The organism is Paracoccus sp. TRP (genome assembly GCF_000185925.1).
GTDB lineage: Bacteria > Pseudomonadota > Alphaproteobacteria > Rhodobacterales > Rhodobacteraceae > Paracoccus > Paracoccus kondratievae.
Genome location: NZ_AEPN01000012.1, coordinates 1 through 25,015 on the forward strand (window position 1 = coordinate 1; position 25,015 = coordinate 25,015).

Sequence of the window (25,015 nt, forward strand, 5' to 3'; positions counted from 1 at the left end):
TCATGAAAATACCTCCAAAAAAATGAAAATAAAAAACGGCAGGAATACGTCAGAACCGGTGCATGATCGCGCCTCCGCCTAAGGGTGGAGGTGACGCAGCCCCCGCCTCGCGCTAGAGGGGTCGAAACAAGGAGGTTCCGATGGACAGCAAGGCCCTGATCACCGCCTATTACGCCGCATTCAACGCCGGTCGCACCGACGAGATGCTGAGCTATCTGCATGACGATGTCGAACATCACGTCAATGAAGGCGGCATCCGGCGCGGCAAAGAAAAATTCGCGGAATTCAACGCCCATATGACCCGTTGCTACAGGGAAGTGCTGACGGATATCGTCATCTTTGCCAATGAGGCCGGGGATCGTGCCGCGGCCGAATTCGTCGTCAACGGCACCTATCTGGCCACCGATGAGGGCCTGCCGGAGGCCAGGGGCCAGAAATATGTTCTGCCCGCCGGGACCTTTTTCACCATCCGTAACGGCAAGATCGCCCGGGTGACGACCTATTACAACCTGACCGACTGGACGCGACAGGTCTCGGCGTGATCCGCACCGAAACCCTGACCGGAGCAGCCGTGACCGCCGTGCTGGATGATCTGGCACGGCTGCGCATCTCGGTGTTTCGCGACTGGCCCTATCTCTATGACGGCGATCTGGAATATGAGCGCAATTACCTGCGCGCCTATGAATCGCCCGGCGCGGTCGTCGTCGCCGCCTGGGACGGCGGGCGTATGATCGGTGCCGCCACCGGTGCGCCGATGGAGGATCACGCCGATGACTTCGCAGCCGCCTTTGCAGGGCGACCCGAACCTTTGGACCAGATCTTTTACTGCGCCGAGTCGGTCCTGCTGCCCGAATACCGCGGCCGCGGGCTGGGCCATGTCTTCTTTGACGGGCGCGAGGCGCAGGGCCGGGCACTTAGCCGCCGATTCAGCGCATTTTGCAGCGTGATCCGCCCTGCAGACCATCCGGCACGGCCTGCGGATTACCTGCCCCTCGACGGGTTCTGGCGCAAGCGCGGCTATGCCCCCCTGCCCGGGGTCGTAGCCGAATTCGAATGGCGCGATATCGGCGAGTCCACCCAAAGCCGCAAACCCCTGCAATTCTGGATGAAAAAGCTGTGACCCGCATCATCAAGATCGCCGCCGCCGCCTATCCCTTTGACTGGCTTGGGGATTTCAACGCCTATCGCGCCAAGATCTCGGCATGGGTCAAGGATGCGGCTGACTGCGATCTGCTGGTGTTTCCCGAATATAGCGCGATGGAACTCGCCTCGCTGGGAGGACGCGAAGTCGCGGGCGATCTTGAGGCTTCGCTGCACGAGGTGGCCCGCCATGAGACAGCGCGCGATGCGCTGCATACCGAGCTGGCGGCACAGCACGGGGTGCATATCCTTGCCGCTTCGGGTCCCTGTTTCGAGGGGCCGCGCCCGGTCAACCGCGCGGTGCTGTTCGGCCCCCAAGGACGGATCGGCCATCAGGACAAACAGGTCATGACCCGGTTCGAACGCGAGGATTGGGATGTTGTCGGCGCGCCAGGGCTGCGCGTCTTTGACACCCCGGTCGGGCGGCTGGGTGTGCTGATCTGTTATGATAGCGAATTCCCCCTGCTGGGCCGCGTGCTGGCCGAGGCGGGGGTCGAGATCATCCTGACCCCCTCTTGTACTGATACAATTGCCGGGTTCAACCGGGTCCGCATCGGCGCAATGGCCCGGGCGCTGGAAAACCAATGCATCGTGGTACATGCCCCGACAGTCGGAGAGGTGGACTGGAATCCGGCCATTGACGAAAACCGTGGTGCAGCGGCGATCTATGCACCCCCCGACGGGCTTTGGCCGGAAAACGGCATTCTTGCCGAGGGGCCGCTGGATCAGCCCGGCTGGGTCAAGGCCGAGGTTGATCTGGACCGCGTGGCTGAAAGCCGCCGCAACGGGCGCGTGCTGCCCTTTGCGCATTGGCCCGAAAGCGCGCAGGCACGGCTGATAGATTAAGCCCGTCCTTTATTCGCCGACCGCAGGCTCGGCGGGCACTACGCCTTCAGGGGTGCCCGCCCCTTCGGGCTCTGCGCCCTCGGTCGGCACGGCCAGACGGTTGTCGTCCCATTCCCCTGCGGCGACCTCTCCGGTCGCATAGCGCATCACACCCGCGCCCTGCCGTTTGCCCATCACGAAATGGCCGGTGTAGACGTCACCATTGGCATAGGTGGCGACGCCTTCGCCGTCGATCTCACCCTCTTTCCAGCTGCCTTCATAGCGGAAACCGTCCGGAGCGATCAGCCGCCCTTTGCCATGGCGCAAACCGTTGACGAAAGATCCGTCATAGGTCGTGCCGTCGGCATAGGTTGCCTGCCCCTGCCCGTGGCGCTGCCCATCGCGCCACGCGCCGTTATAGACATAGCCGTCAGGATAGGTCATGCGGCCCTGCCCCTCGTTGCGGCCGCGTTTGAAACCGCCCTCATAGATCAGACCGTTGGCGTATTTGGCCACGCCCTGCCCCTCGATCATGCCTGCGACCCAATCACCGTCATAGCTTGCACCATCGGGATAGGTGATAAGGCCGCGCCCGTCCGGCAGATCGTTCTTTAGCGCACCTTCATAGACCGAGCCATCGGGGTAGGTGATGCGGCCAAGACCCTCCATACGGCCTTCGACCCAATCCCCGGTATAGACATAACCGTCGGTGCCGGTGAACGTGCCGACGCCCCAGCGCTTGTCTGCGCGGAAATCGCCTTCGTAACGATCGCCGTTGGCATATAGCGCAACGCCCTTACCCTCACGTTTGCCGTTGGCAAAGCGGCCCTCGTAGCTGTCGCCAGACGGCTGGGTCAGTTTGCCCTGACCTGACATCTGACCGGCCAGCCAGCCGCCGTCATATGTCAAGCCGTCGGGCATCGTCAGCTTACCCTGACCCGAGCGCTGATTGGCCTTCATCTCGCCTTCATAGGTGGCACCGTCAGGGTAGGTGATCTTGCCCAGACCGTCCTTGATGCCCTGTTTCCAGTCACCTTCATAGCGATAGCCGTTCGGCTGGGTCAGGACGCCCTTGCCGTGGTGCAGGGCGTTCTGAAACGCGCCCTCATAGACCGAGCCATTGGCATAGCGCGCGATCCCCCGCCCGGTGATCTGGCCGTCCTGCCAGTCGCCTTCGTAGCTGCCGCCATCGGCGTAGGTGATCTTGCCCTTGCCGTTCGGCTTGCCCTTGGCAAAGGTGCCCTCGTAGACCGAGCCATTGGGGAACTTGGCGATACCCTGCCCCAGAATCTCACCCTCAACCCAGTCGCCGGTATATTCATAGCCCGAGGGCAGCCTGTAGGTCCCCCGCCCATGCTGCTTGCCATTGCGGAAGGTGCCCTCATAGACGCCGCCGTCATCATATTGTTTGGTGATGACCGACTGCGCGCCGGCCATGCCTGCGCCAGCCAGAATCATCGCGCAGGCGACAAGGGCTGCCTTCATGGATCCTGCACTCCGCCTCGTTGCTGCTTTTGCCATCGGTTTATCGCAAGGTGCGCACAGGCGCAAAGCCCGACTTTTCCTTTGCCGCTCCCTCGCCTATCACAGATAGCGAAATCCGTTAAGGAAGTGCCATGACCGACAGGTTCCGTATCACCCTTGGGCAGCTTAACCCCACCGTGGGCGATTTGCCCGGCAATGCCGAAAAGGCCCGCCAGGCATGGGAACAGGCGCGCGCGGCTGGCGCGAACCTGCTTGCCCTGCCCGAAATGTTCGTCACCGGCTACCAGACCCAGGACCTGGTGCTGAAACCGGGCTTCACCCGCGAAGCGATGTCGCGGATCGAAACCCTTGCGCAGGACTGCGCCGAAGGCCCCGCCATCGGCATCGGCGGCCCCTATGCCGAGGGGGACCGGCTTTATAACGCCTACTGGATCCTTAAAGGTGGTAAGGTGGCTGCGCGGGTGCTTAAGCACGAACTGCCCCACAAACAGCTTTTCGACGAGATGCGGCTTTTTGATGTCGGGCCGATCTCGGGACCCTACAGTCTTGATGGTCTGCGCATCGGCAGCCCGATCTGCGAAGACGCCTGGTGGCCCGCGGTCAGTGAGACGCTGGCCGAAACCGGGGCCGAGCTGCTTCTGGTCCCGAATGGCAGCCCCTATCACCGCAACAAACTGGACCTGCGCATGGGCCACATGGTCGCCCGTGTCGTCGAAACCGGCCTGCCGCTGATCTATCTGAACTCGGTCGGTGGACAGGATGATCAGATCTATGACGGTGCCAGCTTTGTCCTGAACCCCGGCGAGAACGGCGGCGTCGTCAAGGTCATGCAGCTTGCCCCCTTTGACGAAATCCTGACCCATGTCGATCTTGAGCGCACGCCCCAGGGCTGGCGCGCGGTGTCGGGCCAGATGGACCCCCAGCCCGACGAATGGGAACAGGACTATCACGCCATGATGCTGGGCCTGCGCGATTACATGCGCAAATCGGGCTTTCGCAAGGTGGTTCTGGGCTTGTCAGGCGGTATCGACTCGGCGCTGGTTGCCACCATCGCCTGCGATGCCATCGGCCCCGAGAATGTCCGCTGTGTCATGCTGCCCAGCGAATACACCTCGCAGGCCAGTCTGGATGATGCCAAGGATTGCGCGGACCGGCTGGGGGTGCGTCTCGACACTGTCCATATCGAGGGCGCACGCGACGCTGTCTCGGATGCGCTGGCCCATCTGATGGAGGGGACCAGGCCCGACACGACCGAGGAAAACATCCAGTCCCGCCTGCGCGGCGTCATGCTGATGGCGCTGTCGAACAAGTTCGGCGAGCTGCTTTTGACCACCGGCAACAAATCCGAGGTCGCGGTCGGCTATGCGACGATCTATGGCGACATGGCGGGCGGCTATAACCCGATCAAGGACCTGTACAAGACCCGGGTGTTCGAAACCTGCCGCTGGCGCAACCGTAACCACCGTGACTGGATGCTGGGGCGCACGGGCGAGGTCGTCCCGCCCCAGATCATCACCAAGCCCCCCTCGGCCGAGTTGCGCCCGAACCAAAAGGATCAGGACAGCCTGCCCCCTTATGAGGTGCTGGATGCAATCCTTGAAGGGCTGGTCGAAAAAGATCTGGCGCTAAGCGATCTGGTCGCGCAGGGCTTTGACCCCGATACGGTCAGAAAGGTCGAGGCGCTGCTTTATGGCAGCGAATGGAAACGCTATCAGGCCGCGCCCGGGCCGCGTATCTCGACCAAGGCATTCTGGCTTGACCGGCGCTATCCGCTGGTCAACCGCTGGCGCGACAGCCTTTGAGCATAGAAACAGCCCGCCGTGCCGGAAAGCCTTCTGGCACGGCGGGTTCGGTTCAGACGATGACCTGCATCGCCTTTTGCTGGCCGACGTCAAAGATGCGCTTGTAACGCTCGATCTCATCCTCGGGACCGGTGGCCTTTCCGGGATTGTCCGACAGTTTGACAGTCGGCCTGCCCTCGGCCGCCACTGCCTTGCAGACCAGAGAGAAGGGCGCGAGCCCATCCCCCGGCACCAGCCCGCGAAAGTCGTTGGTCAGCAGCGTGCCCCAACCAAAGCTGATCTTGGCGCGGCCGTGGAACTGGTTGAACAGGTCTCTGATCTTGTCCACGTCCAGCCCGTCCGAAAAAATGATCAGCTTTTCGCGCGGGTCCTCGCCGCGGCTTTGCCACCACCGGATCGCGGTCTCAGCCCCCTCAGCGGGGTCGCCGCTATCGACACGGATGCCGGTCCAGCCCGCCAGCCAATCCGGCGCATGTTCAAGGAAACCCTTGGTACCATAGGTGTCGGGCAGGATGATGCGCAACATGCCGTCATGCTCTTCGTGCCAGTCGGCAAGGACACGATAGGGCGCCTGACGCAGCTGATCATCCGTTTCGGCAAGCGCAGCATAGACCATAGGCAGTTCATGGGCGTTGGTGCCGATGGCCTCGATGTCGCGGCGCATGGCAATCAGACAGTTCGAGGTGCCGATGAAACGCTCATCCCCCAGCCCCTCGACCATGGCCTGCACGCACCAGTCCTGCCAAAGAAAGCTGTGCCGCCGCCGGGTGCCGAAATCGGCGATGCGCAGATCGGGACCCAGCTTGCGCAACTCTTCGATCTTTTCCCACAGCCGGGTCATCGCACGGGCATAAAGCACCTGCAATTCGAACCGGCCCATATCCCTTAGCACCGCGCGCGAGCGCAGTTCCATGATGATGGCAAGCGCGGGGATTTCCCACAGCATGACCTCGGGCCAGCTGCCCTCAAAGATCAGCTCGTACTGACCGTCGCGCTTTTCCAGATGATAGGCGGGCAAGCGCAGGTTTTCGAGGAACTCCATAAAGTCCGGCCGGAACATCTGGCGCTTGCCATAGAAGGTATTGCCCCGCAGCCAGGTGCTTTCGCCACGCGTCAGCGACAGACCGCGCACATGGTCCAGCTGCTCGCGCAGTTCGCCTTCGTCGATCAGCTCGGCCAGACGGATCGAGCTGGTGCGGTTGATCAGGCTAAAGGTGACATGCGTATTCGGCCGGTTGCGAAAAACCGACTGGCACATCAAGAGCTTGTAGAAATCATCGTCAATCAGTGAACGGACGATCGGGTCGATCTTCCATTTATGGTTATAGACCCGGGTAGCAATATCGACAGTCGGGGTCATCATGCCAGCGTCACCCCCGCTTTGTGCATGTCCTCACGCGCGGCCTCGCGCGAACCGTTCAGGTCGATGGCGCGGGTTGCGTCCTCGACCACCGTAGCGCGGAAACCCAGTCTGACCGCATCAATGGCCGACCAGGCGACACAAAAATCATGCGCCAGCCCGACAAAGGTCAGATCCCCGATCGACCGGTCCCGCAGATAACCCGCCAGCCCGGTCGCAGTCTGGTGGTCATTTTCGTAAAATGCCGAATAGCTGTCGATCTGCGCCCGGAACCCTTTGCGGATCACCAGATCAGCGTGCGTCGCGTCAAGGCCCGGATGAAAACCCGCCCCCTCGCTGCCGATCACGCAATGCGCCGGCCACAGCACCTGCGGGCCGTAGGGCATCTCGATCTGAGAAAAAGGGGCGGCTCCGGGATGGTTGTCGGCAAAGCTTGCGTGATCACGGGGATGCCAGTCCTGCGTCAGCACCACGGCGTCAAACCCCGCCATCAGCGCATTGATCGCCGGCACGATCTCATCCCCGCCGGCGACGGCAAGCCGCCCGCCCGGACAGAAGTCCAGTTGCATGTCGATGACAATCAGGGCCTTTGCCATGGTGCCTCTCTGGTTTGTTCCGAAAATTGGTAGGCTCCGGCGGCAGGGGCGTCAATGCGGCAACTTGAATGCCTGCGGGCGGGACGCTAAGCCGATGCCATGCTGACAGTCGCTGCGCTTTACCATTTCACCCGCTTTCCCGACCCCGAGGCGCTAAGGGCGCCCTTGGCCAGATGCGCCTGCACCAACGGCGTCAAAGGCACGCTGCTGCTGGCGCGCGAGGGGATCAATGGCACTATTGCCGGCATGCGCGAAGGGATCGACGCGGTCCTTGCCCATATCCGCGCCCTGCCCGGCTGCGAGACGCTTGAGTGGAAGGAAAGCTCGGCCGGGACCATGCCCTTTGGCCGCATGAAAGTGCGCATCAAGCGCGAAATCGTCACCATGGGCCAGCCCGACGTGGATCCCTCTGCCGCGGTCGGCAACTATGTCAATCCACAGGACTGGAACGCCCTGATCGCTGCGCCCGATGTGGCAGTGATCGACACCCGTAACGATTACGAGGTCGAAATCGGCACTTTCGAGGGCGCGATCAACCCCGGCACCAAAAGCTTTCGCGAATTCCCGGACTGGTGGCGCGAGAATGCTCACCGCTTTGCCGGCAAGCGCATCGCCATGTTCTGCACCGGCGGCATCCGCTGCGAGAAATCCACCAATTTCCTGCTGGGCGAAGGGCTGCCCGAGGTCTTTCACCTCAAAGGCGGCATCCTGAAGTATCTTGAGGAAGTGCCCGAACAAGACAGCCTGTGGCGCGGTGAGTGCTTTGTCTTTGACAAGCGTGTCAGCCTTGGCCACGGGCTGCGTCAGGGCCAGCATGAGCTGTGCCACGCCTGTCGCCGCCCCCTTGCGCCCGAGGACCGCAACCGCCCGGAGTATGAGCTGGGCGTTTGCTGCCACCGCTGCGTGGACGAATATACCGAGGCTGACCGCGCCCGTTTCCGCGAAAGACAGCGTCAGGTCGAACGCGGCGAATGTTTTGGCGCGGCCGGGGGCTGACAGCCCGGGACCACCCGGACAACCGCCCTGCCCGACTGAACAGGCGCCCCTGTGCCGGGGCGCCTTATCATTTTACCGGACCTGACCCAGCCGGCCTGCCGCAATGGCGGCCATGTTCAGGATGTCGTTCACTGTCGAACCGGTCGAGCAGATCTGGATCGGGTGCGGCACCCCGGTCAGGATCGGGCCGATCACCGTCGCCCCCGCCATCTCTTGCAGCAGCTTGACCGAGATCGAGGCTGAATGCCGCGCCGGCACCACCAGCACGTTCGCAGGCCCCTTGAGCCGCGAGAACGGGTATTTCGCCGCCTGCGTCGGATTCAGCGCCACATCAACGGTCATCTCGCCCTCGTATTCGAAATCAACGCGCCGGGCGTCCAGCACCTCGGTCGCATGGGCCATCTTTACCGCGCGCTCGCTGATCGGATAGCCAAAGTTCGAAAAGGACAGAAAGGCCACCCTGGGCTCAATCCCAAGGTCGCGCGCCACTTGTGCGCCGCGAATGGCGATATCGGCCAGATCCTCGGCCTCGGGCCATTCGTGAACCAGCGTATCACCCATCAGGATGACACGGCCATTGTGCAGAACGGCGGTGATGCCAACCGCGCCATCAGCGGGCGTGACGTCGAAAACCTTGCCGATCTGAGCCAGAACATGGGCGTTCTTGCGCGTGGCCCCGGTCACCAGCCCGTCGCCATGGCCATGCGCCAGCATCAGCGCGGCAAAGACATGACGGTCGCGGTTGGCAAGCTTGTTGGTGTCCTCGCGGTCAAAACCCTTGCGCTGCAAGCGGGTGTAAAGCGTCTCGTGATATTGATCGAGATGGCGCGAATTGCCCGCGTTCACCACGGTCAGTTCACGGGCAGCATCGCCCATGCCCACGGCCTCGAGCTTTTCCCTGACGTCGCTTTCGCGGCCAACGACCAGCGCCTGCCCCATGCCGCCGCGCTGCCACGCCACGGCAGCCCGCAGCACCCGCAGATCATCGCCTTCGGCAAAGATCATCCGGGCCTGGGCCTGACGCGCCCGGGCATGGATGCCCTGCAGAATGGCCGCTGTCGGGTCCATGCGGGCTTTCAGCGACTGGACATAGCCGTCCATGTCGATGATCGGGCGGCGGGCGACGCCGGTATCCATACCCGCCTGCGCCACAGCTGGCGGCACGACATGGATCAGTCGCGGATCAAAAGGGGTCGGGATGATATAATCGCGGCCGAATTGCAGTTTGCGCCCATAGGCAACCGCAACCTCATCCGGCACATCCTCGCGCGCAAGCTCGGCAAGCGCGCGGGCGCAGGCGATCTTCATCTCGTCATTGATGGCGCGGGCGTGGATATCAAGCGCGCCGCGGAACAGATAGGGAAAGCCCAGAACGTTGTTCACCTGGTTGGGATAGTCCGAGCGGCCGGTCGCGACGATGGCGTCGGGACGAACCGCATGAGCCTCTTCCGGGGTGATTTCCGGATCGGGGTTCGCCATGGCAAAGATGACCGGATTGTCGGCCATCGAGGCGACCATATCCTGCGTCACCGCCCCCTTGGCCGAAACGCCCAGGAACACATCCGCACCCTTGAGCGCATCTTCCAGCGTGCGGGCCTCGGTCACCACGGCATGGGCCGATTTCCACTGGTTCATGCCCTCGGTGCGGCCCTGATAGATCACGCCCTTGGTGTCGCACATGATGCAGTTTTCATGCCGCGCGCCCATGGATTTCAACAGTTCCAGACAGGCGATTCCCGCCGCGCCCGCGCCGTTCAGGACAATCCTCACGTCCTCGATCTTTTTACCCGACAGCTCAAGCGCGTTGATAAGCCCCGCCGCGCAGATCACCGCCGTGCCGTGCTGGTCGTCATGAAAGACCGGGATATCCATCAGTTCTTTGAGGCGCTGCTCAATGATGAAACATTCCGGAGCCTTGATATCCTCAAGGTTGATACCGCCAAAGGTCGGCCCCATCAGGCGCACGGCGTTGATGATTTCGTCAGGGTCCTCGGTATCCAGTTCGATGTCGATGGCGTTCACATCGGCAAAGCGCTTGAACAGTACCGCCTTACCCTCCATCACCGGCTTCGAGGCCAGCGCCCCAAGGTTGCCCAGCCCAAGGATCGCCGTGCCGTTTGAAATAACAGCAACCATATTGCCCTTGACGGTATAGTCATAGGCGGTCTCAGGCCGCTCGGCGATCGCCTCGACCGGGACGGCAACGCCGGGGGAATAGGCCAGCGACAGATCGCGCTGGGTCGCCATGGGGGTCGAGGCGACGATGTCGAATTTGCCCGGACGGGGCTCCAGGTGATAGGCCAGAGCCTCTTCCCGCGTGATGCGGGATTTGCGCGGGGTGTTGTCGTCGCTCATCCGGGTCCTCCTCATGACGTGGCCTTATGCAATAGACCCGGGGCCCGAGGAACCGGAAGGGGTAAAATGCTTGAAACTGATCTTAGGAAAACAGCGCCCCGACGATTGCCTCCCGGTGTCCGGCCAGAGCCGTAACCGCGGCCGCCAGCGCCACCAGCGTGGCAATCAGGTCATGGCGCGGGTCCCAGCAACCGTGCCGCCGCGCCAGCCACACCGTCACCGGATAGCAAAAGACCTGCGACAGCGCCTGCCCGATCAAAAGCCCCGGCAGGCCATAAAGGAACGCCCCCGCCGCGACCAGCGTGAAATAGATCACCGCGCGCGACGATTGCATGATGAAAAAGCCACGCGAATCCCCTGCCGCCAGCGCTGAGTATTCATAGCTGATCGGGATGACCTGCAGCATCTGAATACAGACGATGGCGACCAGCACACCCCCGGCAGTGACATAGCGCGCGTCATAAAGCAGATCGACAAGCGGCGGCCCCACCCAGGCCAGCACGACGGCGACAGAAAGTAACAGTGCCGTCAGCCCGGCGCGGGTACGCGCAAGCGCTCGGCGATGATCCTCGCCCGCCGTCGGCGGATGCTCGCGATACATGGGGATGAACAGCCGCCCGCCAATGGATGAGCCCAGCATCGCCGGCACCGTCGCCAGAAACAGCCCGATGTTATAGATCCCCAGCTGATGCAGGGTCAGAACCCGGCCAAGAATGATGCGGTCGCCCTGAAACAGCAAAAATCCGCAGATGGTACTGAAAAAGATCCATTTGCCGAATTTCATCACTTCGGCGCGGGCCTTGGGCTCCATCCGAAAGCGGTTGCGGTGGCCGGGCAGAAACAGCCGGAACATCAACAGTTGGGCAAAGGCCCCAAGGACATTGCCCCAGACCAGCGCCCAGACCGATTCCAGGATCAGCGCGGCGGCAATGGTGATCAGGATGCCGATCAGCTGGTTGGCCAGCTCGATCACCGTCAGCCGCCCGATTTGCAGATGCCGCGCGGCGGTGTCGATACGGGTGGGCAGAAAGCCCCCGACAATCATCGAGGTCGCCGCCACCGGGAACACCCAGCCAAACAGCGGCGCGTCATAAAATACCGCCAGCGGCCATGCCATCACCATCGCGGCAAGACAGATCAGAAAACCGCGGATGATCTTGAGCGTCCAGATCGTATCAAGAAAATCCGGCTCATCCCCGCGTTTGCTCTGCATGATCGAGGGGCCAAAGCCCATGTCGCTGAACATGCTGAGCCCGATCAGGAAACTGGTCACCAGCGCCATCAGGCCGAAATCATCCGGGCTAAGAATGCGGGTCAGGATCAGGTTCGACCCCAGCCGCATGATCTGGCCCAGGCCGAAATTCGCCATCGACCACATGCCGCTGCCCAGCGCGCGCGAAGCGAGGCCCTTTCTGCGCGGTGCCTCGGAGACATGCGCGTCAGAGGTTACCTCCTGCTGAGTCATCAGCCCATTCCGTCGGTCGGCATGCTGACGACGCCGGGGGACGGCAGGCCGGGGACCTTGCCGATCAGCCACAGGGCGACAAAGACGCCCACCACCAGCAGCACGATCATATAGATATTGCGCAGACGGCGCGCGCGCAGGTCAGCCCTGGACAGGCGATAAGGCAATGAGATGACCGGGCGGGTGCCGGTCACGCGTGCAAACTGGTCGCCGCGGCGCAGGACCGGATTCAGCAACTCAAGCACAAAGGCCACGGCAAGCGCCAGCGCGATGCTGCCCCCCACCCCCATCACCGCGCTTTTCTTGCGGTTCGACAGGGCGGGATATTCTGGCGGCAGGGCGCGTTCCAACAGGACAAACCGCTCGGTCTGGTCGTTTTCCATCAGCATCTGCTGCGTCTCGACCTGAGCCAGCTGGCGCGAGATCTCATTATAGCGATCCTGCAGGCGGCGCTGTTCGCGGTTCATCGCCTCAAGCTCACGCGTGACCTGGGCCGAACGGGCGCGCGCCTGATCAATTTCGGCCCGGCGCAGGGCGATGCCGGCCTTTTGCTCGTTCAGCTGGGCCAACTGGGCGTCGATCAGTTCGGCCTGACGGCGCACCACATCCGAGCCGCCGCTGCCGCCCCCGCTGTTCAGCCGCTCAAGGTTTTCCTCAAGGCGCTTGATCTCGGGGTGCTCGGGCGAAAGGGTGCGGCGGGCTTGCGCCAGTTCGATTTCTGCCGCGCGGATCTGCTGAACCAGCGAGGCCGAGGGGCGGGCATCCGCCGCCGTACCGCCCGCCTCAAGCGACAGCCGCTCGCGCTGCAGGGTCATGATGTCACGGTCCAGCGCCGTTTCCATCTCGGTCAGCTGGGCCAGCTCGGTCTGCAAAAATTCCTGGGATGAAGGCAGCGAATCCTCATTACGGCTGCTGAATTCGATCACCTTGCGTTCCTGAACCGAAAGGGCCTCGTTCAGGCGGCGCTCTTCCGAGCGCAGATATTCCTGCGATTCAAGGATGCGGGCATTGCGGTTCTCGCGGTCGCGGTTGACGACGCTGTCGGCAAAGTCGTTGGCAATCGCCGCCGCCGTCACCGGGGTTTCGGCCTGCGCAGTGATGACGATAGCGGCCAGAGACATCCGCGAATCGACCGAAACGCCAGGTGCGGTGATGCTTTCGATCTTGGTCGAGTTGCGCAACGCCCCCAGCTTTTCGCTTTCGCTCAGGGGGGAGTCAGCGAAAAGACCCAGCCGCTCGGTCACGTCGCGCAGGTTGGCACGCGCCATCAGCCGCTGTTCGATCAGCTGCACCCGGCGCGAGGCGGGAAGCGAGCTGTCACTGCCCTGCTCGATGGCGGCAGGCATGTCGATCTGGATCACCGCCGAGGCCTGATAAATGCGCGGCGAAGAAACGATAAGATAGAAAGAAACCAGTACGCCCAGAACCACGATCGTCAGGACCAGCGGCAAGCGCCGCCAGACCATCGAAATCAGATCCTGCAAGGATTGAATCGGTCCCAAATCCTGAGCCCTGTCTTGATCAAATAACGAACATTAATCTTCCGATTTATTCAGGACCACGCCCATAACAGGCGGCATGCCTGCTAGCAGCCGCTCGCATTCCTCCATGTCGGCGGCGGTGCCGCGCCGCCCGTCCGCGACAAGCAGCAGCGCATCGGTCAAAGGCAGGGCAGCAAGCGCCGCGTCTTGATCCAAAAGCGCCGCCGTGTCGATGATCGAAATTTCGACCGGGCGATTGTCGTGCAGGCGGGTCATGGCCTGTGCCAGCGCCTCGTCCTGCAAAAGCTCGGCCGCGTTCGGCTCAGCCCTTTCGGGGGCCAGCACCGAAAGGTTCGGCGCCTCGTTTACACGCGAAACCAACCCGCCCAGATCGCCCCCCTCACGCAGCGCGGCAGAAACGGCGGTACAGCCAGGAATGCCCAACTGGCCCGCAACGCCGGGCCGGCCAAGGTCAAAGTCGATCAGCGCGACCCGCGTATGGGGCTGACGCGCCAGAGCCAGTGCCAGATTGACCGCGACGAAGGTCCCGCCCGCCCCCGGCGTCACCGGCACCACCGCCAGCTTGCGCCAGCCGCGACTGCGCATCTCGCGCAGGATACGGGTGCGCAACAGCGCAAACCGTTGCGCAATGATCCTGGCGTGTTTCGCATCCGATGCGGCCAGCGCCGCCTCACGGCGGATGAACTTGCTGGAGACCTGACCCCACGCCGCATTGGGTGCAGTTTGTCCAGCCGGCATCTTGTCCGGTTGATTCCCTGTCGCAGGCGTCAAACCTGTGGCCCCTTTGCCTCTGATGAAACAGTGCCGTCCTGGGCGACGGCGGCCTGCCGATGACTCGTCCGGCACCGGCATGGTAACGTCCAGGTCATTAACGCGACAACTGAAAACATGCCGGAGCACGATGATACGCGGTATTTCCCGCCCCTTTCTGGTGCACTGCCCCGTTGCGCAACGCCACCCCAGGCAGAATGGTGCGCCCGTTCGGCCCACCCCCTGCACCCCAGGCGATTCGGCCCAGAACCTGGCAGCCCCTGAATGACGCCCTGCACCATCATCCTGCCCGCCCATGACGAGGCGGATTACATAGGCGCCTGCCTCGACCATGTGCTGGCTCAGGACCATCAGGGGCCGGTCGATCTGATCGTGATCGCTAACGGCTGCCATGACGATACTGCCGGCCGCGCACGCGCCTGCGCCCCCGTCTTTGCAGAGCGCGGCTGGCGGCTGCGTGTCGAGGAACTGGCCGAGGGCGGCAAGATCGGTGCCCTGAATCATGGGGACGCCTGCGCCGGGCCGGGGATCCGGCTGTATCTGGACGCCGATATCCGCATGGGGCCAAGGCTGCTTTCGGGTATTGTCCGCATTCTGGACGTGGCAGAGCCGCGCTATGCGGGCGGGCGGCTGGTCGTCGCCCCGGCGCATAGCTGGGTCTCTCGTGCCTATGCGCGGTTCTGGCAAAAGCTGCCCTTTGTCGCGCAGGGCGTTACCGGAGCAGGGCTGTTTGCGGTCAATCAGGCGGGGCGCGCGCGCTGGGGTGCGTTTCCGCGCATCATCTCGGACGACACGTTCGCGCGGCTGCAATTCGAAGAAACCGAGCGGTTTCTTGTCGATGAGCCCTATGAATGGCCGCTGGTCGAGGGGTTTTCGCGGCTGGTACGCGTACGCCGCCGGCAGGATCAGGGCGTGGCCGAGATCGCGCGCCTGTTCCCCGAACTGCCGCCCCGGCAGGGCCATGTTCGCCCCAGCAAGGCCCAGCTGGTCGGTCTTGCGTCCCGCGATCCGCTGGGCTTTGCTGCCTATTCCACGGTGGCCCTGGCCGTCCGGCTGGGCCGCAACAGCCAGGAATGGGCGCGGGGACGTTAGTGCCCCGCGAATTCCTGTACCGTCTGCCATGCCAGCTGTTGCAGAACCTCGGCCTGTTCTTTGGGAACACGGGGATAGGGACCCCCGCCCCCGGGGATCTGGTTCGTAAGGCCAACCGGGCTTTTGCCGGTCAGGGCCGCGTAATGTATCATCGCGATATAGTAAAAGCCCCCCGCCTCGGTCGGGTGGATGTCGTCGCGGAAAAAGTCGCGGATCGAAGTCGCGCCCGGGACCTCGCCCGCACTGGCCGCGTCATGCAGACGCACCATGCCCAGACCAACCGGGATCAGGCGCATCGGTTCAGCCCCTTGTGGCAGGTCCATGTTCACGTGATCAACAATAGCCTGCCACTTGGGCAGATCCGCAAGGATACGATCGCGCCAGGGTCCGGTCGGCCCCGCCTCGATATAGTCCCAGGTCTGGTAAAGATAGGGTCGCACCGCCGGGTTCGACTGACGCGCCAAAGCAACCCAACGCGCCGCATAGCCCAGCGTGTCATGATATTCCATCGCCGGATCCAAAGGCACACGCTCGGTCAGGACCAGCGCATCGACGGGATGTTCCGGTAGCCACTCACGCCCGTTCACCCCTTGGGCATGATGCGCATCATTCCACTGCACCTCTAGTGGGGCGCCGTTGATGATCTGCATTTCGACCGGCTCTTGCAGCAAACTCTGCATCATGCCGGGAACTGTAGGGCTGACAAGGCTATGCCCAATATAGACAGCAGTGACGCTTTCAATTAAAAATTGCATAATCCCAGACATATTAACAACTGTCGATTGTGATTATTAATTCCCTATCATGGCATCACCGAATTACATAATCCATGCCGCTCAACCGACAGTTGCCGCATTATCCGAAAATCAACCAGAACGCTGACGGCCGGGCATAACCATCCTTGATTCCGACCATCAGACAGGCATATAAAGTCCCTGTATTTGCTATATAACTTATTGATTTTAAACAAACCTATACTTTTAGTCAGCACGCCAATTCATTCTAGTTTTATTACACATCCGGGCTATACTGCGCCGGTACTGATTGAGGTAGTTTCCAAATGCGGCACACCACTGATTTCGATATCGAAGCTATAGGATCGGTGCTGCAACCACCCTCTGACGGGGTCTCCAGTGAACCCATCGGCGTTCGATCCTTTTACACCCGTTTCCTTAAGCGTCCGCTGGATATTATCGCCGTCCTGATGGCGGCACCGATTGTTCTGCCGGTGGTGATTATCCTTGCCACGATTATCCTGTGGCAGGGGGAAAAGCCGTTCTATACGCAGCCGCGTGTCGGACGGTCAGGCCGCAGCTTTCGTTTGTGGAAGCTGCGCACCATGGTCGAGAACGCCGAGGCACGGCTGGCCGAGCATCTGGCAACCAATCCCGAGGCCAAGGCCGAATGGGAACTGACGCAAAAGCTGAAGAACGATCCGCGCATCACCCGTTTTGGGCATTTCCTGCGCAAGACCTCGCTTGATGAGCTGCCGCAGCTGTGGAATGTGCTGCGCGGCGACATGAGCATCGTGGGCCCCCGGCCGATGATGCTGGAGCAGGCACAGCTTTATCCCGGAGCGGATTATTACCATCTGCGGCCGGGCGTCACCGGGCTGTGGCAGATCTCGGATCGTAACAACAGCACCTTCGCGGCCCGGGCCACGTTCGATGCGCGTTATGCCGCTGAACTAAGCCTTAAGGGCGATATTTCGATCATCGCCCGGACGGTTGGGGTGGTCCTGCGCTGTACCGGCTACTGAGCCGTTGTGCTGCGCTCGACCACTTCGTGGCGCTCGGCGCATCTAAAGCGCCGCCAGGCAATGAACAGCATCGCAGCCGTTCCGCTGACCACATAAACAAGTAGCGCCGCCCAGACTGGCAGATCAAAGGCTACGAACCCGATCACCGCGCCTACCAGCGCCACGGCGATACTAATGGTCAGAATGCCAGTCAGGGTCGTTCTCCTTCAACACCAGGATCTCTGACATCCATAGTGCCAAAGAAACGGCAAAGCGCCAGACAAAGTTTTGAGAGCCGGTTGCCCTTAGGATATTACCCCGCGTCGTTAAACCAAACCAGCCACGGACTCGCTCAAGGTGTTGTCAAAATGCCGCTGGCTGAGCCCACACATTTCCGAGAGGGAGCCGCCGCCTTGCGAATCGGCTATCTGGTGAACACCTATCCCCGCCCTTCGCACAGCTTCATCCGACGCGAAATCGCCGCGCTCGGGGCTTTGGGTTTTCACATCCACCGCTTTGCCATGCGCGGGGATAAGGGTGCGCTGACCGATCCCGCCGATCTGGCCGAATATGCCCGGACCGAACGCGTACTTGAGGCCGGGGGCCGCCAGCTTCTTGGCGATCTGTTCCGGCAAGGCCGCGCTCAGCCGCGCCAGCTTGCCTCGGCATTGCGGCTGGCATGGCGGCGGGCGCGGGCCGGGGAATCCAGCCTGGCGCGACAAATCGTCTATCTGGCCGAAGGCGCCCGTATTGCCGCCCGCGCCCGCGCGCTGGGGTTGACCCATATCCATGCGCATTTCGGGACCAACCCGGCCCGGGTCGCAGCCTACGCGCGGCTGCTTGGCGGACCGCGCTTTAGCTTCACGGTCCACGGGCCGGAAGAGTTCGACAATGTCCAGGCGCTTGATCTGGGCGGCAAGCTTGCGCTTGCCGAGTTCTGTGTCGCCGTCAGCAGCTATGGCCGCTCACAGCTTTGCCGCTGGGCAGCGCCCGGGGACTGGGACAAGGTCCATGTGGTACATTGCGGCCTTGACCTTACCCGTTGGACTGACCCCGCGCCCTTGCCGCAAGGCCCGTTTCACATGGTCGCCATCGGCCGCTTTGCCGAGCAAAAGGGCTTTGGCCTGCTGATCCGCGCCTTTGCCTCGGCGTGGCGTCAAAACCCCGCGCTGCGCCTGTCACTGGTCGGGGACGGAGAGCTGCGCCCCCAGATCGAGGCGCTGATCGCCGCCGAAGGCATGGGCGCGGCCGTCCGGCTGCTAGGCTGGCAGGACGAGGCGGGCGTACGCGCTGCACTTGACGCCGCCCATGTGCTTGTCACCCCCAGCTTTGCCGAAGGTTTGCCGGTCGTCATCATGGAGGCGATGGCCTGCGCCCGGCCGATCATCGCCACCTATATCGCCGGCATCCCCGAACTGGTGCGCCCCGGACATGAAGGCTGGCTCGTCCCCGCCGGAGACCCCGAGGCCCTTGCCCGCGTCATGCTGGACGCGGCCGAAGCCGATCCCCAGGCACTTCACAGCATGGGCATGGCCGCCCGCGCCCGCGTCATCAGGCGTCACGACATCCAGGAATCTGCGCAAAGGCTGGCAGAGCTTATCAGCCGCGCCACAGACTGACGGCCAGCCAGTATCCCTCGACCCGCCCCCAGCGCCCGCCGATCAGCCGATCCCCCATGCAGGCGCGAAAGCGCGCAGGGCCGATCACAGCCGGTACCTCGCGGAAATCCAGCATACGGCGGGTCAGCGGATACTGCGCCTTGAACATCGCCTCTTTGGCACAAAAGGCCAAAAGAGGCGCCGCAGAAGTGTGCAGGCGAAACGGCATGATCGCCTCGGTCAGCCCGGCAGGCTGGTCACGGTCGCAGGGCTCGATATCGATCCCGACGCTTGCCCCTCCGGGGGGTGCGGCAATGGCTATGCAGTAATCGCCGCCATGCGACAGGCTGGCGTGAATGCCTCCGGGCAGGTCGGGCTGGCGGTCGGGCCGCATTGCAATGGGGCGCGTTAGCGGCAAATCATGCCCAGCCTCACCAATCGCCATGCGCAGGACGGTGCGACCTAAGGCGAATTCGCGCTGCCGCTTGGGAACGGCCCGGACGATGGCCACCCTCTCCTCGGGCAACAGCGGCGCGGGCTGCGCACTAAGGGGCAGCACTGCGCAGCCATAACCGACGGGCAGCAAGCGGCGCGCCAGCGCCTCAAGGGCAGCGGCAGCGCTCACCGCGCGCCGCGCAATTGTGCCCGCAAGGCCCGCCGCCGGGCCATGATGTCATCCCCCGCGACGGATGGCGTAGCGGCAGACGCCGCCACGGGCGCAGCCGGTGCCGGCGTCTGGGCGGTGACAACCGGCGGCGCGGCAGCCGCCACGGGGGCTGCGTCATTGGCCGGGACCAAATTTGCGACATGGCGCAGGAAATCCCCCATGACCGGGAAACGGAAGATATCCGTCACCCCCAGCCGCGGCAGCGCCAGCCGGTCACGCAAGGTCCGGTGCAGCTGGATCGCCAGCAACGAATGGCCGCCAAGCGCAAAGAAACTGTCGCGCGGGCCAACCTGTTCGACCCCCAGCACCTCGCACCAGATCGCCTGCACCTCCTTCGACAGATCCTCGGTCGGGGCGGTGTTCGCGGCCATAGCCGCGGCGGCGGGGACGGCCTCGATGGCCGTCTGCGTCGCGACCCCGGCAGCAGTCCCGATCGGGGCAGAAGTCACGGCCCCCGGGACCGGCAGGGGGTTCCGGTCAATCTTGCGATTCGGGGTCAACGGCATCTTTTCAAGCCGCACAATCCGACCAGGCACCATATGGACGGGCAAATGCGCCTGCAGAGCTTCGCGCAGCCGCTTTTCGCACAGATTGGCGGCGCCGGTGACATAGGCCACCAGCCGCTTGTCGCCGGGCACATCCTCACGCACCAGCGCCACCGCCTCGCACACACCGGGCTGGGCGGCAAGCTGGGCCTCAATCTCGCCCAGTTCGATGCGGAAACCGCGCAGCTTGACCTGATGATCGGCCCGGCCGATGTAATCAAGGCCACCATCCTCGCCCCAGCGCACCAGATCCCCCGTGCGATACATGCGCACACCCCAAGGCGGGGCACCATCCGCCGGGACGAAAGGATCGGGACGGAAGGCCGCCGTGGTCAGATCCTCACGCTGCCAATAGCCGCGCGCGACGCCATGACCCCCAATCCACAGCTCGCCCTGCGCACCGGGGGGCACGGGCGTACCATCGCCATCCAGCACATAAAGCCGGGTATTCGCGATAGGCCGGCCCAGTGTCACCTCGGCCGTGTCGGTCAGATCGGCGACGGTTGACCAGATCGTCGTCTCGGTCGGGCCATACATGTTCAGGACCCGCGCCCGCGTCGCCGCCTTGATCTCAGCAAGCAGCGAGGGCGGCAACGCCTCGCCCCCGACCATCACGCATTTCAGTCCCGACATGGCTGCCGCGACCTGAGGGTCCGAAACGAGGATGCGCGCCATGCTGGGCGTGCATTGCAGATGGGTGACCTTCCAGCGCCGGATCTGAGCGGCAATCGAGAAATCACCATCCTCGGGCTGGTCGCCATGTGGGTTCACCTCGGCCCGCAGCCGGGCAAGCAGCGGAAAGCCCGCCACCACCTGTTCGGGCGCAATGCCATAGTCGATCAGGCAGGCGATCTCACCCACGCCGATGGATTTAAGCTGCTCGACCCGCGCAACCCCGTCCTCGATCGAACCGAACAGCCCGGAATCCTCGAAATAGCGCAGAAACGCGAATTCCAGGATGCCGTCCAGTTCCTCTTCGGGCAGCGAACCAAGGTCGATCGCCATCGGGTTCGTCATGCCCGCCGGACGGCGGAAGGCCGGGAAATCCCAGGCGTATTGTTTGACAAGAGCCGCGGCACTGCGCAGGTAGCTCTTCATCGGCTCGCGGGCAATTTCGCGCGCCGTCTCGCGGTCCTCGGCCAGACAGGTGTGCAGCATCAGCGTGACGGTGAAATTCGCCGGGTCATGCCCCACAGACCGCAGCGCGGCGTGATAATCCTTGATGCGGCTTGCCACGGTATCAATGCCTTGGCCCAGCAGATGGGTCAGGACATTCATGCCCAGACGCCCGGCCTCGACCCAGGTATCGGGGTTTCCGGCCACCGTCATCCACAACGGCAGTTCCTTTTGCACCGGACGGGGCTGGGTCACGACACCGAACATGCTGCCGTCCTTGCGCGGAAACTCGACCGCCTCGCCGCGCCACAGGCGGCGCAACTGATCCACGCCCTGCGCAAGCGCGGCCTTGTTGTTTGGCGGCGCGTTTTCGGGGCGCAGGACAAAATCGTCCGGCTGCCAGCCCGAAGCGATGGCAAGACCCGCCCGACCCGAGGTCAGGTTGTCGATTACCGCCCATTCCTCGGCCACCCGGGCGGGGTGATGCAGGGGCAGAACGCAGCTACCGGCGCGGACCGAGATATTCCTGGTCACCGCAGCGACCGCCGCACCAGAAACCGACGGGTTCGGATATGGCCCGCCAAAGGCATGGAAATGACGCTCGGGCGTCCACAAAGCGACAAAGCCGTTCTGATCGGCAAAGCGCGCGCCCTCCAGCAACAACTGGTATTTCCTTGGCCCCGGCCCGTCGTCATTGCCCCAGTAGAACAGGCTGAACTGCATGCCACCCTGAACCTCGTGGCGCGGCTTTGCCGGGGTCGCAGAGACTGCCAGCCGCGATTCCTCGCTGGCGATAACCAGTCTGAGACCACGCGCCAGCGACCAGAAAACCTCAAGCACCGAGATGTCAAAGGACAGGCTGGTCACCGCCAGCCATGCGTCGCCTGGCTGATGGGGAATGACCTCATCCATCCCGGCAAAGAAGTTCGCGACATTGCGATGTTCAACCATCACGCCCTTGGGCCGACCGGTCGAACCCGAGGTATAGATCAGATAGGCCAGATTTTCAGGGCCGACGGCGCTGGCGGGCGACGCGACCAGCCCATGGGGCAGACCGGTCGGAATAGTCACCACCTGCGCGCTGTGCCTGGGCAGCCGGTCGGCAAGACCGTCCTGAACCAGCACGACAGCCGCGCCCGAATCCTCGATGTAAAGTTCGATCCGGTCGGCAGGATAATCGGGGTCCAGCGGCACATAGGCCCCGCCCGCCTTCCAGATCGCCAGCGCACCGATCACCAGTTCGGGCGAGCGGCGGGCAAACAGCCCCACCGGCTGATCTGCCCCGACGCCCATCTGGACCAGCCTTGCCGCCAGCGCATTGGCAGCACGGTCAAGCTGGCCGCGCGTCAACGTGCGATCCTCAAACGCCAGCGCGACAGCATCCGGGTCGCCGGCCGCCATTGCCGAGATCATTTCGTGAATGCAGACCAGCGGCACATCGACCCGAGTGGCATTGCGCGCAACCAAAAGCTCTTGGCGCTCGGCGTCGTCCATCAGGGGAATATCGCGCAGCAGCGTCGCAGCAGGCAAGGCCAGCCCCGCATCAAGCGCGCGCGCCAGCCGTTGCGCCTGCGCGGGGGTGACCCGACCGGGGTCGTGATCCAGCCAGGCGCCGCTTTCGGTCAGGGTCACGGTCAGCGCCGCGCCCCGGACCGGCCCCTGCATATCAAGGCTGATCGCCAGATCCGGCACCGCCATGCCGCGCAGTTCAGGCGCGCGGTACAAAAGATCGGCCATGAAGAAGCCGCGCTTGGCCTGCAAGGTGATCTCATCGGCCAGCGCCTGCCCCAGTTCGGCAAGCGTCTGCCCCCCCGAGGCATTGACCAAAAGGGGCTGCCAATCAGCAACGATCCCTGCTGCCTCGGGCTGGCCCGAGGGGCGCAGCGCGAGGTCAAGCTCGGCCTGCCCGGCCAGCCGCGCCAACAGCGCCGCGGCCAAAGCGATACGTTCAGGCGCAGCACCAGGCATCAGGGCAAGCCGCCGGCTCTTGCCCGAGGCTTCGCCGGCCAGCACCCCCGGGTTCATCCGCGCAAGCCGCGCCCGCCAGTATCCGTCATGTTTCGCAGCCTGCGCCGCCAGGTCGGTCAGGCGCGCACGCTCATCTTCAGCTATCGGCGCGATCACCGTACCCACCGCAGGCGCGTCAGAGGCAAGGCGCAGCCGCACCGCCCCATCCGCCGCCGCGATCAGCGCCAGATCCCCATCCGCCGCCAGCACTGTCCCCGGCGCGGCACGGGTGGGCTCGACCCCTTCTGATCCCGTGACCAGCAGCACCTGATCGCCAAGCACGATCTTGGGCATGACCAGCGGGTTCCAGTAACCGCCGTGATCCAGACCGCGCACCAGCGCCCCGATCTGCGCCGTCGGTTGCGAGAAATCCAGAACCGCGGCCGCCTCAGGACGCTTGTCGCGGCCGACATAGCTGCGCAGCGACAGGTCCTGCCGGATGCGCTGAATGGTGCCCGCCTCCAGCTGGGCAACCACTTCGGCAAAGCTTTCGGCCCCACGGGCAAAGCAGCGCGCGTTCAGGGTCAGGGCCGTATCGTCGGGACGGATCCCGAACAGTCGCTGGGTCAGGATGTCGCCCTCATCCACGCCGCCTTCGATCATGTGCCAGGTGACGCCATGCTGCGCCTCGCCACCGATGATCGCCCAGACCGGAGCATTCAGCCCCGCGAGTTTGGGCAGCGGCCCATCGTGAAAGTTGATCGCACCTTGGCGACCGCGCGCCAGCATCCCGGGCCGCAGGATCGAAAGGTTGGCCACACTGAACAACCAGTCGGCCGGGGGTGCGTCAGCCGGCATCGGCGCATCCTGATCCTCAACCGCCAGCCCCGCACCCTGCGCCCAGTCGCGCAGGCCGGGGTTGCGCGTCACCACCGCATTGATGCGATGCCCGCGCGCCAGCAGCATCTCGGCCGCGTGGCGCAACAGGGATTCATTACCCACCAGAATCGCGGAAAATTGCGTCATGGCTTACCCTTTTCAACATGAACGGGCTTTGGCTGAAAACGAAGCGCGTGGCGCGTCAGACAGGCCAGATGGCCCGGCGGCATATCCGCCCTGCGCCCCGACAAAAGACAGCGCAGGCGAAATATTCCCGCGCCGCCCAGATGCGCGACCGTGGCCCAAAGCGCGCCCAGCCGCCCATGATGTTTTTCAAAATAGCGCCGCCGTGAATCGTACCAGTAATCCGGCGCACGCCTCCATTGCTTCATGCCGGTGCTTACCGAACCGATGTGCAGCACCAGACTTTCGACCACATAATGGGTCTGCCAGCCGGCAAGGGCGGCACGGTGGCAGAGGTCAGTTTCCTCGTAATAAAGAAAAAATCCTTCATCAAAGAGGCCGATCTGATCCAGCACGTCCATGCGGATCATCATCGAAGCGCCTGCCGACCAATCCACGGGGCAAGAGCGTTCAGGCTGCGGCAAAGACACCACCTTGCGCCTGAAAAGCCGGGTGATCGGCCCGGTCCGGCTCATCGCTTCAAATTCGCTTGCCGCGCTGGGAAAGCGAAAGGCAGTACTATGGGGCACGTCATCAACGCCGCGCAGGCGCGAACAGGCAATCCCGGCCCGGGGATGGCTGCCCAGATAATCGACCAGCGCCCGGATAGACCCCGGCTGCGGGATCGCGTCCGAGTTCAGCAGATAGACCAGGTCAGCGCGTCGGCCATCCGGCAGCCCCTGACGGATGCCGTAATTGTTCCCCGCGCCAAATCCGCCATTCCAGCCCGACTGCACCACCTCAACCCGGTCTGGGGACCAGCCACGGACAAGCACCCCGGTCTGTATCGCCTCATAACTGCCATCGCCCGAGTCGTTGTCCACGATGGTCAGCCCGCCGTCGATGCCCTGCATTTCGCGCAATGCGGCCTCGGCGGCCTGCAAAGACATCTCTGGCGTGCGCCAGTTCAGCACGATGGCATGAACGCTGGGCATATGTGCAGGCCGGGTCAT

Annotated in this window: 20 protein-coding genes; 8 read left to right on the forward strand and 12 right to left on the reverse strand. The window is 63.4% G+C overall.

The window, feature by feature from the left end; all coding sequences use genetic code 11:
* The first annotated feature begins 140 nt into the window (after positions 1–140).
* The 3 genes from PARACOCCUSGL_RS0109125 to PARACOCCUSGL_RS0109135 are packed head-to-tail and all read left to right on the forward strand — an operon-like array spanning position 141 to position 1,986.
* Positions 141–542: a ketosteroid isomerase-related protein gene (locus PARACOCCUSGL_RS0109125; RefSeq protein ID WP_010395534.1), complete on the forward strand. Its 402-nt coding sequence runs from the start codon at positions 141–143 to the stop codon at positions 540–542.
* The gene (locus tag PARACOCCUSGL_RS0109130) at positions 539–1,120 is read left to right on the forward strand and encodes a GNAT family acetyltransferase (RefSeq protein WP_010395536.1); all 582 of its coding nucleotides are present in this window, start codon (positions 539–541) and stop codon (positions 1,118–1,120) included. The genes PARACOCCUSGL_RS0109125 and PARACOCCUSGL_RS0109130 overlap by 4 nt, the downstream gene beginning before the upstream one ends.
* A gap of 8 nt (positions 1,121–1,128) precedes the next feature.
* Complete coding sequence (locus PARACOCCUSGL_RS0109135; RefSeq protein WP_029371907.1) at positions 1,129–1,986, forward strand: carbon-nitrogen hydrolase family protein; 858 nt, start codon at positions 1,129–1,131, stop codon at positions 1,984–1,986.
* 9 nt (positions 1,987–1,995) lie between these two features.
* On the opposite strand, the gene PARACOCCUSGL_RS0109140 is transcribed toward PARACOCCUSGL_RS0109135, so the two are convergent.
* Positions 1,996–3,450, reverse strand: coding sequence for an MORN repeat-containing protein (locus PARACOCCUSGL_RS0109140; RefSeq protein WP_010395539.1), 1,455 nt, complete (start codon positions 3,448–3,450; stop codon positions 1,996–1,998).
* A gap of 131 nt (positions 3,451–3,581) precedes the next feature.
* On the opposite strand from PARACOCCUSGL_RS0109140, the gene PARACOCCUSGL_RS0109145 reads away from it, so the two are divergent.
* The gene (locus tag PARACOCCUSGL_RS0109145) at positions 3,582–5,252 is read left to right on the forward strand and encodes an NAD+ synthase (RefSeq protein WP_010395541.1); all 1,671 of its coding nucleotides are present in this window, start codon (positions 3,582–3,584) and stop codon (positions 5,250–5,252) included.
* A 52-nt stretch (positions 5,253–5,304) separates the two neighbouring features.
* Here the strand turns inward: PARACOCCUSGL_RS0109145 and pncB are convergent, their stop codons facing one another.
* Together pncB and pncA are read right to left on the reverse strand one after the other, a co-directional pair.
* Positions 5,305–6,615: a nicotinate phosphoribosyltransferase gene (gene pncB, locus PARACOCCUSGL_RS0109150; RefSeq protein WP_010395543.1), complete on the reverse strand. Its 1,311-nt coding sequence runs from the start codon at positions 6,613–6,615 to the stop codon at positions 5,305–5,307.
* The gene (gene pncA / locus PARACOCCUSGL_RS0109155; RefSeq protein ID WP_010395545.1) at positions 6,612–7,208 is read right to left on the reverse strand and encodes a bifunctional nicotinamidase/pyrazinamidase; all 597 of its coding nucleotides are present in this window, start codon (positions 7,206–7,208) and stop codon (positions 6,612–6,614) included. The genes pncB and pncA overlap by 4 nt, the downstream gene beginning before the upstream one ends.
* 99 nt (positions 7,209–7,307) lie before the next feature.
* Here pncA and PARACOCCUSGL_RS0109160 point away from each other — a divergent pair, with 99 nt between their 5' ends.
* On the forward strand, positions 7,308–8,204 hold the full coding sequence (locus PARACOCCUSGL_RS0109160; protein WP_010395547.1) for a rhodanese-related sulfurtransferase: 897 nt from the start codon (positions 7,308–7,310) through the stop codon (positions 8,202–8,204).
* A gap of 72 nt (positions 8,205–8,276) precedes the next feature.
* Here PARACOCCUSGL_RS0109160 and PARACOCCUSGL_RS0109165 read toward each other — a convergent pair whose 3' ends face one another.
* The 4 genes from PARACOCCUSGL_RS0109165 to PARACOCCUSGL_RS0109180 form a co-directional block, all read right to left on the reverse strand.
* The gene (locus tag PARACOCCUSGL_RS0109165) at positions 8,277–10,559 is read right to left on the reverse strand and encodes an NADP-dependent malic enzyme (RefSeq protein WP_010395549.1); all 2,283 of its coding nucleotides are present in this window, start codon (positions 10,557–10,559) and stop codon (positions 8,277–8,279) included.
* Between the two features lie 82 nt (positions 10,560–10,641).
* Positions 10,642–12,024, reverse strand: coding sequence for an oligosaccharide flippase family protein (locus PARACOCCUSGL_RS0109170; protein ID WP_010395550.1), 1,383 nt, complete (start codon positions 12,022–12,024; stop codon positions 10,642–10,644).
* Positions 12,024–13,526: a Wzz/FepE/Etk N-terminal domain-containing protein gene (locus tag PARACOCCUSGL_RS0109175; RefSeq protein WP_227493371.1), complete on the reverse strand. Its 1,503-nt coding sequence runs from the start codon at positions 13,524–13,526 to the stop codon at positions 12,024–12,026. Before PARACOCCUSGL_RS0109175 ends, PARACOCCUSGL_RS0109170 begins: the two co-directional genes overlap by 1 nt.
* Positions 13,527–13,559: 33 nt before the next feature.
* Positions 13,560–14,264 (reverse strand): CpsD/CapB family tyrosine-protein kinase, encoded by a 705-nt coding sequence (locus PARACOCCUSGL_RS0109180; RefSeq protein ID WP_010395555.1) that lies wholly within the window; start codon positions 14,262–14,264, stop codon positions 13,560–13,562.
* 297 nt (positions 14,265–14,561) lie between these two features.
* Between PARACOCCUSGL_RS0109180 and PARACOCCUSGL_RS0109185 the strand changes: the two genes are divergently transcribed.
* On the forward strand, positions 14,562–15,389 hold the full coding sequence (locus tag PARACOCCUSGL_RS0109185; RefSeq protein ID WP_010395557.1) for a glycosyltransferase: 828 nt from the start codon (positions 14,562–14,564) through the stop codon (positions 15,387–15,389).
* Here the strand turns inward: PARACOCCUSGL_RS0109185 and PARACOCCUSGL_RS0109190 are convergent.
* Positions 15,386–16,072, reverse strand: a complete 687-nt coding sequence (locus PARACOCCUSGL_RS0109190; RefSeq protein WP_237701505.1) for a hypothetical protein — start codon at positions 16,070–16,072, stop codon at positions 15,386–15,388. The two genes, PARACOCCUSGL_RS0109185 and PARACOCCUSGL_RS0109190, sit on opposite strands and share 4 nt — an antisense overlap.
* Before the next feature lie 377 nt (positions 16,073–16,449).
* Here PARACOCCUSGL_RS0109190 and PARACOCCUSGL_RS0109195 point away from each other — a divergent pair, with 377 nt between their 5' ends.
* Entirely contained in the window at positions 16,450–17,148 is a 699-nt protein-coding gene (locus PARACOCCUSGL_RS0109195) for a sugar transferase (RefSeq protein ID WP_010395562.1), read from the forward strand.
* Here the strand turns inward: PARACOCCUSGL_RS0109195 and PARACOCCUSGL_RS21470 are convergent.
* Complete coding sequence (locus PARACOCCUSGL_RS21470) at positions 17,142–17,312, reverse strand: hypothetical protein (RefSeq protein ID WP_010395564.1); 171 nt, start codon at positions 17,310–17,312, stop codon at positions 17,142–17,144. The two genes, PARACOCCUSGL_RS0109195 and PARACOCCUSGL_RS21470, sit on opposite strands and share 7 nt — an antisense overlap.
* Positions 17,313–17,495: 183 nt before the next feature.
* Here PARACOCCUSGL_RS21470 and PARACOCCUSGL_RS0109200 point away from each other — a divergent pair, with 183 nt between their 5' ends.
* The gene (locus tag PARACOCCUSGL_RS0109200; RefSeq protein ID WP_010395567.1) at positions 17,496–18,746 is read left to right on the forward strand and encodes a glycosyltransferase; all 1,251 of its coding nucleotides are present in this window, start codon (positions 17,496–17,498) and stop codon (positions 18,744–18,746) included.
* Here PARACOCCUSGL_RS0109200 and PARACOCCUSGL_RS0109205 read toward each other — a convergent pair.
* The 3 genes from PARACOCCUSGL_RS0109205 to PARACOCCUSGL_RS0109215 are packed head-to-tail and all read right to left on the reverse strand — an operon-like array spanning position 18,727 to position 25,015.
* Entirely contained in the window at positions 18,727–19,350 is a 624-nt protein-coding gene (locus PARACOCCUSGL_RS0109205; RefSeq protein ID WP_010395570.1) for a 4'-phosphopantetheinyl transferase, read from the reverse strand. The two genes, PARACOCCUSGL_RS0109200 and PARACOCCUSGL_RS0109205, sit on opposite strands and share 20 nt — an antisense overlap.
* Positions 19,347–24,026 carry a MupA/Atu3671 family FMN-dependent luciferase-like monooxygenase gene (locus PARACOCCUSGL_RS0109210; protein WP_010395571.1) on the reverse strand — a complete coding sequence of 1,560 codons (4,680 nt, stop codon included), beginning with the start codon at positions 24,024–24,026 and terminating at the stop codon, positions 19,347–19,349. The genes PARACOCCUSGL_RS0109205 and PARACOCCUSGL_RS0109210 overlap by 4 nt, the downstream gene beginning before the upstream one ends.
* Positions 24,023–25,015, reverse strand: coding sequence for a glycosyltransferase family 2 protein (locus tag PARACOCCUSGL_RS0109215; protein ID WP_010395572.1), 993 nt, complete (start codon positions 25,013–25,015; stop codon positions 24,023–24,025). Before PARACOCCUSGL_RS0109215 ends, PARACOCCUSGL_RS0109210 begins: the two co-directional genes overlap by 4 nt.